The sequence below is a fragment of the Microcoleus sp. B4-D4 genome (genome assembly GCF_036705185.1).
GTDB lineage: Bacteria > Cyanobacteriota > Cyanobacteriia > Cyanobacteriales > Microcoleaceae > Microcoleus.
The window spans coordinates 34,517-46,271 of the sequence record NZ_JAUBTX010000039.1 but is presented as its reverse complement, the minus strand read 5'-3'; the positions used below and the strand labels follow the sequence as shown (position 1 = coordinate 46,271).

12 protein-coding genes and 1 pseudogene are annotated in these 11,755 nt (G+C 46.0%); 7 read left to right on the top strand and 6 right to left on the bottom strand.

Annotated elements, in window-relative coordinates; translation table 11 throughout:
* Positions 1-116 precede the first annotated feature (116 nt).
* The 3 genes from QUB13_RS23320 to QUB13_RS23310 are packed head-to-tail and all read right to left on the bottom strand — an operon-like array spanning position 117 to position 2,863.
* The gene (locus QUB13_RS23320) at positions 117-755 is read right to left on the bottom strand and encodes a Vat family streptogramin A O-acetyltransferase (protein WP_333385414.1); all 639 of its coding nucleotides are present in this window, start codon (positions 753-755) and stop codon (positions 117-119) included.
* Between the two features lie 13 nt (positions 756-768).
* A complete protein-coding gene (locus tag QUB13_RS23315; protein ID WP_333385412.1) occupies positions 769-2,271 on the bottom strand; it encodes an efflux RND transporter periplasmic adaptor subunit in 1,503 nt (500 codons plus the stop codon).
* 13 nt (positions 2,272-2,284) lie between these two features.
* On the bottom strand, positions 2,285-2,863 hold the full coding sequence (locus tag QUB13_RS23310) for a TetR/AcrR family transcriptional regulator (protein ID WP_333385409.1): 579 nt from the start codon (positions 2,861-2,863) through the stop codon (positions 2,285-2,287).
* A gap of 323 nt (positions 2,864-3,186) precedes the next feature.
* On the opposite strand from QUB13_RS23310, the gene QUB13_RS23305 reads away from it, so the two are divergent.
* The 6 genes and pseudogenes from QUB13_RS23305 to QUB13_RS23280 all read left to right on the top strand — a co-directional run bounded on the left by QUB13_RS23305 (position 3,187) and on the right by QUB13_RS23280 (position 5,465).
* Entirely contained in the window at positions 3,187-3,648 is a 462-nt protein-coding gene (locus QUB13_RS23305; protein ID WP_333385406.1) for a GNAT family N-acetyltransferase, read from the top strand.
* Between the two features lie 52 nt (positions 3,649-3,700).
* A complete protein-coding gene (locus QUB13_RS23300; protein ID WP_333385403.1) occupies positions 3,701-4,072 on the top strand; it encodes a DUF2237 family protein in 372 nt (123 codons plus the stop codon).
* A 21-nt stretch (positions 4,073-4,093) separates the two neighbouring features.
* Positions 4,094-4,432 carry a GNAT family N-acetyltransferase gene (locus QUB13_RS23295; protein ID WP_333385400.1) on the top strand — a complete coding sequence of 113 codons (339 nt, stop codon included), beginning with the start codon at positions 4,094-4,096 and terminating at the stop codon, positions 4,430-4,432.
* Positions 4,429-4,605 carry a hypothetical protein gene (locus QUB13_RS23290; protein WP_333385396.1) on the top strand — a complete coding sequence of 59 codons (177 nt, stop codon included), beginning with the start codon at positions 4,429-4,431 and terminating at the stop codon, positions 4,603-4,605. Before QUB13_RS23295 ends, QUB13_RS23290 begins: the two co-directional genes overlap by 4 nt.
* Before the next feature lie 116 nt (positions 4,606-4,721).
* Positions 4,722-5,142 (top strand): annotated as a pseudogene (locus tag QUB13_RS23285) (XisH family protein).
* Complete coding sequence (locus QUB13_RS23280; protein ID WP_194011158.1) at positions 5,130-5,465, top strand: XisI protein; 336 nt, start codon at positions 5,130-5,132, stop codon at positions 5,463-5,465. The pseudogene QUB13_RS23285 and the gene QUB13_RS23280 overlap by 13 nt, the downstream one beginning before the upstream one ends.
* 165 nt (positions 5,466-5,630) lie before the next feature.
* On the opposite strand, the gene QUB13_RS23275 is transcribed toward QUB13_RS23280, so the two are convergent.
* Positions 5,631-6,833 (bottom strand): Coenzyme F420 hydrogenase/dehydrogenase, beta subunit C-terminal domain, encoded by a 1,203-nt coding sequence (locus QUB13_RS23275; RefSeq protein ID WP_333385392.1) that lies wholly within the window; start codon positions 6,831-6,833, stop codon positions 5,631-5,633.
* Positions 6,834-7,049: 216 nt separating this feature from the next.
* On the opposite strand from QUB13_RS23275, the gene QUB13_RS23270 reads away from it, so the two are divergent.
* The gene (locus tag QUB13_RS23270) at positions 7,050-7,610 is read left to right on the top strand and encodes a hypothetical protein (protein ID WP_333385387.1); all 561 of its coding nucleotides are present in this window, start codon (positions 7,050-7,052) and stop codon (positions 7,608-7,610) included.
* Between the two features lie 356 nt (positions 7,611-7,966).
* Here the strand turns inward: QUB13_RS23270 and QUB13_RS23265 are convergent, their stop codons facing one another.
* Together QUB13_RS23265 and rimO are read right to left on the bottom strand one after the other, a co-directional pair.
* Positions 7,967-9,421 (bottom strand): DEAD/DEAH box helicase, encoded by a 1,455-nt coding sequence (locus tag QUB13_RS23265; protein ID WP_333091184.1) that lies wholly within the window; start codon positions 9,419-9,421, stop codon positions 7,967-7,969.
* A 930-nt stretch (positions 9,422-10,351) separates the two neighbouring features.
* Positions 10,352-11,668: a 30S ribosomal protein S12 methylthiotransferase RimO gene (gene rimO, locus QUB13_RS23260; RefSeq protein ID WP_333385384.1), complete on the bottom strand. Its 1,317-nt coding sequence runs from the start codon at positions 11,666-11,668 to the stop codon at positions 10,352-10,354.
* Positions 11,669-11,755 lie beyond the last annotated feature (87 nt).

Sequence of the window (11,755 nt, the reverse complement as noted above, 5' to 3'; positions counted from 1 at the left end):
ATTTTGGGAATTAGTAATTGGGATAATCCGGTCGGCAGAAACCCGGTTTTTTACGAAAATATTGCATCGCAGCCTTTAATATCGGTGAAAAACCCGGTTTCTTTGTGGGCGAGTGCCTAAGTCTGATCAGCCTTAATCAGCGCTGGAATATCAGATTGCATAATTAAATTAATATTGCGTGAAATCTTATCAATCTCCCAATCCCACCAGCGAATTTGTAACAGTTGTGCAACCTCATCATCGCTAAAACGCTGCTTGATTGAACCTGCGGGATTTCCACCAACAACCGTGTAAGCGGGAATATCTTTTACCACAACAGATTTAGCAGCAATAATTGCACCATCGCCGATTTTGACTCCCGGCATAATCACCGACTCATAACCGATCCAAACATCATTGCCGATGACAGTATCGCCTTTACTTGGTAGTTCGATTAATAGATTCATCGCCGTTTCCCAGCCGTTGCCAAAAACAGGAAATGGATAGGTAGAAATGCCGTCGAGTTTGTGATTTGCACCGTTCATGATAAATTTGACGTTGGTGGCGATCGCACAAAATTTACCAATAATTAATTTCTCACTCCCGTAATGGTAAAGTACGTTTTTCTCGAAGTTTTCCGGGTCGATCGGATCGTCGTAGTATGAGTAATCACCGACAATAATATTGGGCGATTTAACAAAGTTTTTGATAAAGCAAACCCGGCGCTGGTCTACCATCGGATAAGGTCGGTTTGGATCAGGCCCAAATTCTGCCATTTTCAGAATCTCCCTAATTTTGAATTGCTACTTGTACCTGCAAATTGGTCAATTCTGCAACTTGTTTGCTAGCTTCAGGATTTAAGTGAATTTTAACTTCCACAACTCGGCTGTCCAAGTTTTCTCCCGGCTGGTTACTAAACACGTTTTGCTTACTAACTTTCAACCCAATTTCTTTAACTGTTCCTGCTAATTCTCCTGAAAATGCTTGGCTAGTAACGGCTACTTTTTGTCCAACCTTAATTTTGCCGATGTCCGTTTGGTAAACTTCGGCGACGACTACCATTTGCTCAGTTTCTCCCACGTCTGCAATCCCGTCATCGCTGATTTTTTCCCCTGGGCGAGTGTGAATTTTCAGGATTTTTCCGGAGTTAGGAGTGCGGATATAAGCTTGATTTAATTCGGTTTGGGCGCGCTTGACTTGGGCGATGGCGCTGTTGATTTCGGTTTGCGCTACTTGGATATCTACGGGCCGAACTTCGCCTATTCTTTCGAGAGTTGCTTGGGCTTCTTTCCCTTGTTCGCTACCACTATTTTTAATGCGATCGAGATTTGCTTCGGCTTCATTAAGTTGCTGAATTCCTGTACTGTTAATTCGGGCAAGATTTGCTTCGGCTTCATTAAGTTGCTGAATTCCTGTACTGTTAATTCGGGCAAGATTTGCTTCGGCTTCTTCAAGCTGTTGTTTTGCCGTATTGTTGATGCGGCTGAGATTTGCTTCGGCTTCTTTAACTTGCTGGCGACTTGTTTCTAACGTCAGCCGTTTGGTGTCCATTACGGATTTAGAAATTGCGCCTTCGTCAACGAGTTGTTTGTGCCGCAGATATTCGGTTTCTGCATTATTAGACTCGGCTTTTAATTTGTTAATTGCGGCTGTTTGTGCTGTTTTTTCTCCTTGCCACTGTGCAGTTATTCTGCTAATTGTTGCTGTTTGTGCTTTCCTTTCTCCTTGCCATTGTGCGGTGATTCTGCTGATAGTTGCTTGTTGTGCGGTTCTTTCACCTCGCGATTGCGCTTGGATGCGATCGACTGTTGCTTGTTGCGCCGCCTGATTTCCTTGCAATTCCGCTTCTAGCTTGCCAATTGTGGCAGATTGTGCTGCAATTTCTCCCGACTTGGCACCGGCTTTTACCTTTGCTAAATTGGCTTCAGCAACTTTGACTTTTTCTTTGGCTTCGTCTAAAGCAGATTTTAGCCGATCGCCCGCATCCAAAATCGCGATCAACTGCCCTGCTTTCACGCGATCGCCCTCTTTGACTAAAAGCTTCGCAATGCGATCGCCATCCAACGTCTGCGACACTCCCAAGCGAATCACTTCCCCCAGCGGTTCCAATCTTCCTAATGCCGTGATTTTCCTGGGCGGCGGCGTTTCTACCGACAAAGGTTCAGCATTTTTAGCTAAAGATCCAAACTGAGAAATCCCGTAAAAAGTTGTACCAACACTAATAGCAGCGCCAGCAATTACTAATCCCATTACCAATTTATTTTTAGGCTTGATGAAATATTGAAAATTCATATTCCTCCTATATTTACGGTTGTTTTTTTTCTAAATAAGCCAGCAGCATTTCTTTTAATAAATTCGCTTGTTCAGAAAAAGATATCCTTTCCCCCTGATAAAACCTTCTTACCAGCAAGCCGTCAACAGAGTTGATGATAAATATAGCAATGGCCGGATCGGAAACACCCAAGTAGCAACATACTGCCTCTTCGTAACGCTTTCCTGCTTGCTGAAGAGCATGGTTGTTGTCAATATCTTGGCGATTTTTGTTCTGACAAAAATCAAACATTATCAACAAGCTCTTCATAATATAATCTTCATTCTTTGCCAGATAATTCATCATTTCTTGAATCCTTTCTCCCAGGGTGGGTGGATTTCCCAACTCTGCTAGTTCTTCTTCTTTGGTATCTTCATAACTCAAGTATTCAATTAACTGCTCGAACAAGCTTTCTTTGCTTGGGAAATAGTGGTACAGCGTGCCTGTAGAAACTCCAATTCCTGATGCAATTTCTCGCATTGTGACGGAGGAATAGCCTTTTTCGGCAAAGAGCTCAAAACTTTTGTTCAGCAGTTCTTTGCGGTACAATTCGCGGTCAACTATCTTTGGCATAGGTCGATCTATCTTCTGATTTTTTATTCCAGATCCTAGGTGATCGGAGATTTAAGGGCGATCGACTAAATATTCCTATATCGAACATCCGATATAGTATAACCGAATACAAAACAGGCTTTTGGTGGCTGAGCTTGGAAAAATAAGGTATATCGAACAGTTGTTATAATTAATCTTGCACAGACTAGCGGAGCTTGTCAAGGGTGCAGTAAAATTATTTTTAGAGTCGATTTGTCGGGGCGGGTTTAGCCCAAAATCCCAAACACCCGCAATCAATCTCCGTCCAAAACCCGCCAATCGTGCGAATCTGCACCTGAATGATTATGAAAATCCGAACCTACGAAATCGGCGACACCCAAAAAATTATAAAACTGTTCTACGACACCGTGCACGAAGTCAATATCCGCGATTACACAAAAGCCCAAGTAGATGCTTGGGCTCCAGCCGATATCGATATTAAAAGTTGGACTAAAAGTTTAAGCAGTAAATTTACTTTCGTAGCAGAAGAAGGTGATAAAATTGCAGGTTTTGGGGAATTAGAAGTAAGCGGCCATATCGATCGCTTTTACTGTCACAAAGACTTTCAAAGACAAGGAGTTGGCAAGCTTATTTTAACACAAATTGAGTCAAAAGCCCAAGAATTAGGACTTAAAAAGTTATTTGCCGAAGCCAGCATTACAGCTAGAGTTTTTTTTGAAACCCAGGGATTTATGGTGATTAAAAAGCAAGAAGTAGAACGGAGGGGTCAAAAATTAATCAACTTTGTCATGGAAAAATATCTATAAACAACTAGCTTTTGTGTAAAATTAGATCGAAGAGTTTTGCGGAGGAGTTGTGATGGTGACGGAAGCTACAAATGTGCTGGGCGGAAAATTAGAGACTTGCTGTACGTCGCCCATGACGGGATATTATCGAGACGGAAAATGCAATACGGGCGGCGGGGATTTGGGGGCTCACACTGTTTGCGCCCAACTGACAGAAGATTTTTTGCAATTCACCAAAAGAATGGGAAACGATTTGAGTACGCCGGTTCCTGAGTTTAAATTTCCTGGATTGAAACCAGGGGATTGTTGGTGTTTGTGCGCTTCTCGGTGGAAGGAAGCAATGGATGCTGGATGTGCGCCGCGCGTGGTTTTGTCGGCGACTCACGTTTTAACTTTGGAATACGTTTCTTTGGACGAATTGAAGGAACACGCTGCTGATTTGTAGGAATGTGCGATCGCCATTTTTATGCAATATGACGCTACGCACGGTGCAAGATTTCAACTGGAGTTCGCGATGATTCGATCGACTGCGCCCGATGATACGATCGCCCTAATCGCCCTAGCCGAAGCGACTGGCTTGTTCGAGGCGAACCAACTCAATGAAGTAGAAGAAATGCTGGCTGATTACTTCAGCGGTAACAACGATAGCGATCGCTTCTGGATCACCGATGACGACGGCGGGCCCGTGGGTGTCGCCTACTGCGAACTCGAACCGATGACCGATCGCACCTGGAACCTGCAATTAATCGCTATCTTACCCGATCGCCAGGGACAAGGACGCGGTGCGACATTGAACAAACGTTGACGGCGCGGGGCGGGCGCGTGCTGCTGGTGGAAACGTCGGGGCTCCCGGAATTCGATCGCGTGCGATCGTTCTACCGCAAGTGCGGTTACGACGAAAAAGCGCGGATTCGCGACTTCTGCAAAGCAGGCGATGACAAGATAGTTTACCGCAAGGCGATCGACACTCAGGCTTAGACTCGTAGGGTGCGTCACTAGCATTATGGTTTCAATAATCCAACAGCTTCTGACGCTGGGCACCCTACAAGTTTACTCCAATCATTTAAGATAGGTTTAGAGGTGAGGTATAACCAGTGTCAGCTAAGGATAGATTTCATAATGCTGTGAAGCGAGGTCTTGAAAAATCTGGGTGGGTCATTACTCACGATCCTCTCAGGCTAGAATTTGCTGAGAATGAGAGAGTCGAAATCGATTTTGGAGCATAAAAACTCCTCGCTGCGGAAAAATCAGGAAATAAAATTGCAGTAGAAGTCAAGAGCTTTTTAAGTGCTTCAGCTCTCTCTGATTTTCATACCGCCCTCGGACAATTTTTAAATTATCGTTTAGTCTTAGAAAAGATCGAACCAGCTCGCATTCTATATTTGGCAGTTCCGCTCGCAACGCCGCGAATCTTTTTTCAGTCGGGAGTTACCTCAAGCATCGGTTAGACAACACCAAGTCAAGCTTATTGTGTACAACCCTGTTCAGGAGGCAATAGTCAAATGGATCGACTAGAGCATTACCGTCAGTGCATTCAAAAACTCCTAATTGAAGATAGCAAGATAGCACCCATTAACGGAGAAATCGAGGTAGAAACAATTTTCGATCTAGAAAAAGACCGCTATCTAGCCGTCGATTTAGGATGGGACGGACACCGCCGCGTGTACAACTGTGTGTTTCATTTGGATATTAAAAATGGCAAAATCTGGATTCAGCGAAATCAAACTGACAGGCAGATTGCTGATGAATTGGTAGAAATGGGAGTACCAAAAGAGGATATTGTGCTAGGACTTCAGCCAACTTATGCCCGCGAATATACAGGGTTTGGAGTTGCATAATTTCAATCACCCAAGAATTAGTGCGCGTCCGTTAGCTACCACAAAAAAACTGGTTTGTAGTGAGAAATTTAGTCCGCATCCATTCCGAGGACTAAATTCCTCACTACAAACATTTTTTATTAATGGTAATTAACAGGACACGATATGATGCGCCCTACAACAAGTTTAGACCTCTGGCAACTTATACTGCGCGACAATCCGCTTAGCATATTCCGGCACATGAGCCTCCAATTTCTCAGGATAATTTCGCTTCACGTACAGATAATTGCGAGTGAAATGAGAATCAATTGAAAAGCGCGCATATTCCAAACCCTTCGGCCCAATTTTCTCAATAAAAACTCCCATTAACTTCGCCGCCCACATCGGTAAAGTCACACCTTTTTCGTAAGCGGGAATACTTTGCTGAACGGCTTCTTTGCGGTTTCCTTGAGACATCACCGGCTGAGTGTTTAGCTGATCCGTTACCAAGTCTAACATTTCTTGCCCGGTGTCATTTCTTACTACAATCCACTGCCAACCAAAAGGTGCGCCCATGTAGCCGACAACTAAATCTGCTAAAGAATTGACGTAATCAAAACAGCTCAAACAAGAAGGAGCAAAAACATCTTTCAATTCTTTAGTATTCAAACCAAAAAACGGCACTTTTTCTTCGGAACCATCTTCGTGTTTGAAGTGAACGTTAAAGTCTTGCATAAATTCGTAAGCAACAACCGTTTCAGGAGAGCGGCTAGTTGTATCTAGGAATTTCTGCAAGCCTGCACGGCTGACATTATCCACACAGGGAGTTCCGAGAACGTAAAGCTTTTCTAAACCGAGTTGTTTTTCGACTGTTCGCAATGCTTGAATTTGACAGCCTACGCCAATTACTAACAGTCGTTTCATTCCCGATTTTTCGATTTGTTCTAATACTGAAAGGTTGGGAGATAGAGTTGGTTTGTTGACTTTGGCTGCGAGAATTTCTTCGCGATTTCTAGCAATTATTGGCATCGGTTGAAAGCGGTCTTCTTTGGTGTTTTGGACGCAGACAACGCCTTCAACAATGCCTTTTTCTAGCATTTCGATCGCAATTGAGCTGACAATTCCCGTCCACTGAGCGCCTTCAATTGGTTCTTTTTTCTTAGCCGCCATCATATTTTGACTGACTCCGAAGTACCAATCGTCGGGATTGTCGAGATTGCGCGATCGCCCGTGAATCTCTGCTTCTAGTTCTGCGATATGCTGTGTTAAGAAAGCGCAAGCTTCCTTGACATAATGGATATAATATGTATCGCACAAACCGCATTCGCTGCAAAGCTCTTTAGCGGGGCGGCGGCTTCCGGGTTTGAGGGCTTTAGATTTTTGGTGTTTAGTGGAATCTATGGCGGTCATCTAAATTGCGGATTTTATGGAGCAACGGCTTTTGTTAGGATATCACACCAATTCCGGTGATTAATTATCATCAACGCCCGATCGCCCTGCAAACAACAGCCAGCAGCAAGCGGGCTTTACCTGTTGTGCGAATTCTCTCGGCTCGAAATTATTAGTATTGCTCCGGATCGATCGGGCGATCGGGCGAAGAATTTTCTAAATAAAGCTATAAAAAAAATGGTAAAATTGTTCCTGACAACAGCCGTCGCTAGCATCATACTCAATATCGCAATTTCGAGCTTAGGATTTGCTGCTTTAGTTCGCCCTGTGGCGGGTATGAATAAAACTGCGATCGCCCTAGAAACAATGCTGAGCGCGACACAAAAGCCCACAGCGATCGACTATTCGCGCTTGGAGATTAGCGGCATGAAATTGGGGATGTCTGTAGAAGAAGCTAAACGCAAGTTGGGAAAACCGCAGCGAGACGAAACTAAATCTGCTGGTTCAGTAATTAGTGGCAATATTCGCACGTTAACCTACTCAAAATTGACGGTAGCAGCATGGGAAGGCAAAGTTTATTTAATTTCTACTACTAATCCCAAGTTGGCGACAATTGATGGTATCAAGGTAGGAGATGGCAGGCAAAAAGTTGTTAAAACTTACGGTTACGGGTGGCAATCTGTGCATGGTGAAGCCACTCGGTTGACTTACAGGAATGACCAAAAGGCTTCTAATTTGGTTTTGGAACTTAAGGGCGATCGCGTGCAAAAGATTCTTGTCGGGATGCAGCTAGACTAAAATATTATATCAATTCTGGTTGCACTCATACAATGATTGTTGATTGTTGACTGTTGACTGTTGACTGTTGATTGTTGACTGTTGACGGGCGGGTCAAAAAACTGCATGGTTGAGTGTTAACTGTTGACTCGATTTTATTATTCCGATGCAACGGGAAACGATATTACACAACAGTCCAAGAATTCCCGCGTACAGGTTTGCAGTCAGGACTTGCATCTTTGCGATTAGAAATGCCATTTCATCCCTGGACTAAAGTCGCAGGGTTTTCATTCAACCCAATTTTCTGATAAAAAAAAGGTACGCACTGCGTACCTTTTCAATTAGAAAATAAGGCGCGCCGAGGCGCACCCTACTAATTAGCTGTTCTGAGGAACAGGAGAACCAACGCTGGGCGCACCCACCTTAGCCCGCTTCTTGATCAAGATTGGCTTGACGCTGTTTTCTCCACCAATCGGGGGATCTTCTTGTTGAGCGTAATCCGCGCCCATCCAAGCCGGACGGCTTTGATCGAAGGCCATTTGCAATGCTGCAGCGGCGATCGCGTGGGAGTCGTATTCCTCGGACAACTCAGACACCAGAGGTAAGAAAGATGCCATCCGTTCGCCAGCCAAAGCTTCGCGAACTTTACCCTGCATTTTTTCCAACTGACGTGCTTCAATTTGTGCCCGTGTCGGAATGTTCCGCACTGTCAAGCTCGATCGAACGTGGCGTTCAATCAAACGCAATTTGCGGCGATCTACCGGTTGAATCAGCGTAATCGCTGTTCCTTCGCGACCGGCCCGACCCGTGCGTCCGATCCGGTGAACGTAGCTTTCTACGCTATCGGGTAAATCGTAGTTAATTACGTGAGTCAAGTGATCCACGTCCAAGCCCCGCGCCGCAATATCCGTCGCTACTACCCAGCGGACTTGACATTGGCGGAACCGATGCAGCAAGCGTTCCCGCTGTGCCTGGTTCAAATTACCGTGATACTCGTCCACACTGTGGCCTGCTGCTTGCAGTTGGCTGGTAAGTTCCGCCGCCGACTGCCGCGTCCGCACAAAAATCAGCGCCGATTCCGGGTCTTCCATTTCTAGAATTGGCTGCAAAGCTCTTGCTTTAGACCAGCCGCGCGGAATCATGTACACGCCTTGGCTGATGCGCTTCGGCGTTGCTTTTGGCTGTTCGACGGTGACGTTGACTGGGTTACGCAAATGGCGCGCTACCAATTTCCGAATGGAAGCTTCCATCGTCGCCGAGAAAAATGCCGTTTGACGATCTTTTGGTGCAGCATCCAAGATTTTTTCCACATCTTGGATAAAGCCCATGCTGAGCATTTCGTCAGCTTCGTCCAAAACCAGCCATTGTATTTTGTCTAGTTTCAGGCTGCCACGGCTGAGCATATCTAATATGCGTCCGGGTGTCCCGACAACTATGTGAACGCCGCGCTTCAAACGCTGCATTTGGCGATCGATCGATTGACCGCCGTACACTGTCAGAACTTGCAGAGAGCGACCTACTTTTACCGGGCCTTCCTTGCTGATACCGCTCAAATCGCGGATAGCTTCTGTTACCTGCATCGCCAATTCGCGGGTCGGTGTCAGCACCAGTGCTTGCACCGCAATTAAATCTAGATCGATCCGCTCCAAGATTGGCAACGAGAATGCTGCCGTTTTGCCCGTTCCTGTTTGGGCTTGACCCACAACGTCGCGACCTGCTAGCAAGTGCGGAATTGCTTGTACTTGGATGGGAGTAGGTTCTGTAAAGCCTAGTGTTTCCAGATGGAGAACGAGTTCTTCCGAAAGACCTAAGCCTTCAAACAATAAATTCATTAATGCTCCTAATAACGAGTCTTAGCCTTCTAAGTCGCCCAACTCGGATGCGGATTTCTGCTCGGCGGCAGGAACTCATTATGAGTTCTGTGTGGTGCTGCGCCTGCGCGCACCTTTTTAAATAGCAATCGAGTATAGGGCAGCTCCGTCGATGGTGACTAATTTACCAATTCGACAGCCGTCTTTGATTTTGTGACATCACCGATACCAACCGCCAGCGATCGGGTTATCGACTTCCAACATTCTTAAAATAGTACATTGGACTTCCTTTGAGGTACTTGCAAGCTTTCTCTCTAGGGCGTTTTATAGTGAGGATGATGACCAGCCCCACTGAACTGCACTACATAGTAGTAGTTACAGGTTTGTTAGTTCAGGCGCTATCCCGCAATCCGTCGTCTGCGGGATTCAACAGGGTATGCAGCGACCGTTACTGCCTATCCATCTCAACACTCTTTCGGGATACCGTTGTCGTGTAGGGCGGACGGCGAAGCAATCTCAAATTCTCCCCGCTGGTTTCTGACTTTATATTAGCATAACTCTTTACATTCAGAAACAAAACAGTGAACTACCCGACGGTGACCTGCGGTACACCACGGGCTTCCCAATTCATTGGCAACAGCCGCCAGAACTCCGTAATTCTATTGGTCTTACATTGCCTCCAAGGGCAGGAGTCCTGGTTCCCAAGACCCATACTTTTTCTGGCAACACGTACCTTTGAGCTTGGTTTTCGCTTACGGCATTGGTGGTCAAGATGTACCAATTTTATCAGAAGAATTGCTCGTTTCCTCATCCACCCCGTCGCTGTTCCACAGCACGGCTTGGAATTCGACTCGCGGGAGTGGAATCGTCAACTCACTGGCACTCATCCCGACGCGAGGCTACACTCTTAGCGCGGGGCTGATGCTGCTTTGGCGGGCGGGACAGTTCGAGCTATACTTCTACTTGACCGTAGAGGTCATAGACATCGGCACTCGCAATTTTCACAGATACGATCGATCCCAGCCGTGCTTCTCCTGTCACATAGACGAGTCCATCTACTTCTGGGGAAAATCTGGCGGATCTACCAATCAACTCGCCTGTCTCTGGCTGTTCTTGTTCTATCAGGACATCAACTACCTGACCGACAGACTCTTGATTCTTTTTCAATGATATAGGTTGTTGTGCCGCCATTACCGAATCGCGCCAAACTTCCATTTTTACGGATGGCAGTTGATTTGGCAAGCTGAAGGCTGGGGTACCTTCTTCGGCGGAAAATGTGAATACTCCGACGTGATCGAATTCGTGGCGCTTGACAAATTCCAGCAAGTGTGCTGCGTGTTCGTCTGTTTCGCCGGGGAAGCCGACAATAAAAGTTGTCCGCATCACGGCGTTGGGAATTTCTGCTTTGAGCCGATCGACTATAGCATCATTAATCCCAGCTTGAAAAGGTCTGTTCATCGCCCGCAGAATTTCCGGGTGCGAGTGTTGCAGGGGTAAATCCAAATAGGGTAGAACGTTCGGCGTTTCGCGGATTGCCGCGACAACTTGCTGAGTCAAACCTGTAGGATAGGCGTAGTGCATCCGAATCCAGGGTACATCTACTTGGCCCAAAGCGCGCAGCAGTTCGGCTAGCTTCGGTTCGCCGTAGATATCTTTGCCGTAATTGGTGGTAATTTGAGAAATTAAGATAATTTCTTTGACACCTTCGGATGCTAATTGCTTAGCTTCGGCGACAATTGATTCGATCGTGCGCGATCGTTGATTTCCGCGCAAGTGCGGGATAATGCAAAATGCACAGCGGTAGTCACAGCCTTCTGCTATTCGCAGGTAGGCGACACCTTCCGATGTCGTGCGGTAGCGGGGAGTTGTTTCGTCAGCGATGTAAGTAGGTTCGCTAGAGACGAGGGAAACTCGATCGCCCTTTTCGACCTGCTCCATCACGCCGACTATTTTATGATAGTCGCCCGTGCCGACTATGGCGACGGCTTCCGGCAATTCGTCGAGCAATTGCTGCTGAAAATGCTGTGCCATGCAGCCAGTGATGACTACTTTTTTATTAGCTTCTGCCAATTCTACCAAAGTGCGGACTGACTCTTCTCGCGCGGCTTGGATAAAACTGCAAGTATTGACTACAACATAATCGGCTAATTCTTCATTAGAATCCACTTGATAGCCCGCTTGAGCCAGCAAGCCAATCATGTGTTCGGTATCGATGCGATTTTTTTCGCAGCCGAGGTGAGTAAATGCGATCGTTGGCTTCGTTGCCATGAAGTAATTGTTAGTGTTGCGCTATTTTCAAGAACGTTTTATCGTACCACACAATTTGATAATCTGCAATGTGTAAGTGAAAGCTAT

What these genes read in the sequence shown, in the direction of transcription:
- QUB13_RS23320 (WP_333385414.1), bottom strand. Translation starts at nt 755, where the DNA reads ATGGCAGAATTTGGGCCTGATCCAAACCGACCTTATCCGATGGTAGAC.
- QUB13_RS23275 (WP_333385392.1), bottom strand. Translation starts at nt 6,833, where the DNA reads ATGACCGCCATAGATTCCACTAAACACCAAAAATCTAAAGCCCTCAAA.
- QUB13_RS23300 (WP_333385403.1), top strand. Translation starts at nt 3,701, where the DNA reads ATGGTGACGGAAGCTACAAATGTGCTGGGCGGAAAATTAGAGACTTGC.
- QUB13_RS23270 (WP_333385387.1), top strand. Translation starts at nt 7,050, where the DNA reads ATGGTAAAATTGTTCCTGACAACAGCCGTCGCTAGCATCATACTCAAT.
- QUB13_RS23295 (WP_333385400.1), top strand. Translation starts at nt 4,094, where the DNA reads ATGCAATATGACGCTACGCACGGTGCAAGATTTCAACTGGAGTTCGCG.
- QUB13_RS23315 (WP_333385412.1), bottom strand. Translation starts at nt 2,271, where the DNA reads ATGAATTTTCAATATTTCATCAAGCCTAAAAATAAATTGGTAATGGGA.
- QUB13_RS23265 (WP_333091184.1), bottom strand. Translation starts at nt 9,421, where the DNA reads ATGAATTTATTGTTTGAAGGCTTAGGTCTTTCGGAAGAACTCGTTCTC.
- QUB13_RS23305 (WP_333385406.1), top strand. Translation starts at nt 3,187, where the DNA reads ATGAAAATCCGAACCTACGAAATCGGCGACACCCAAAAAATTATAAAA.
- QUB13_RS23280 (WP_194011158.1), top strand. Translation starts at nt 5,130, where the DNA reads ATGGATCGACTAGAGCATTACCGTCAGTGCATTCAAAAACTCCTAATT.
- rimO (WP_333385384.1), bottom strand. Translation starts at nt 11,668, where the DNA reads ATGGCAACGAAGCCAACGATCGCATTTACTCACCTCGGCTGCGAAAAA.
- QUB13_RS23310 (WP_333385409.1), bottom strand. Translation starts at nt 2,863, where the DNA reads ATGCCAAAGATAGTTGACCGCGAATTGTACCGCAAAGAACTGCTGAAC.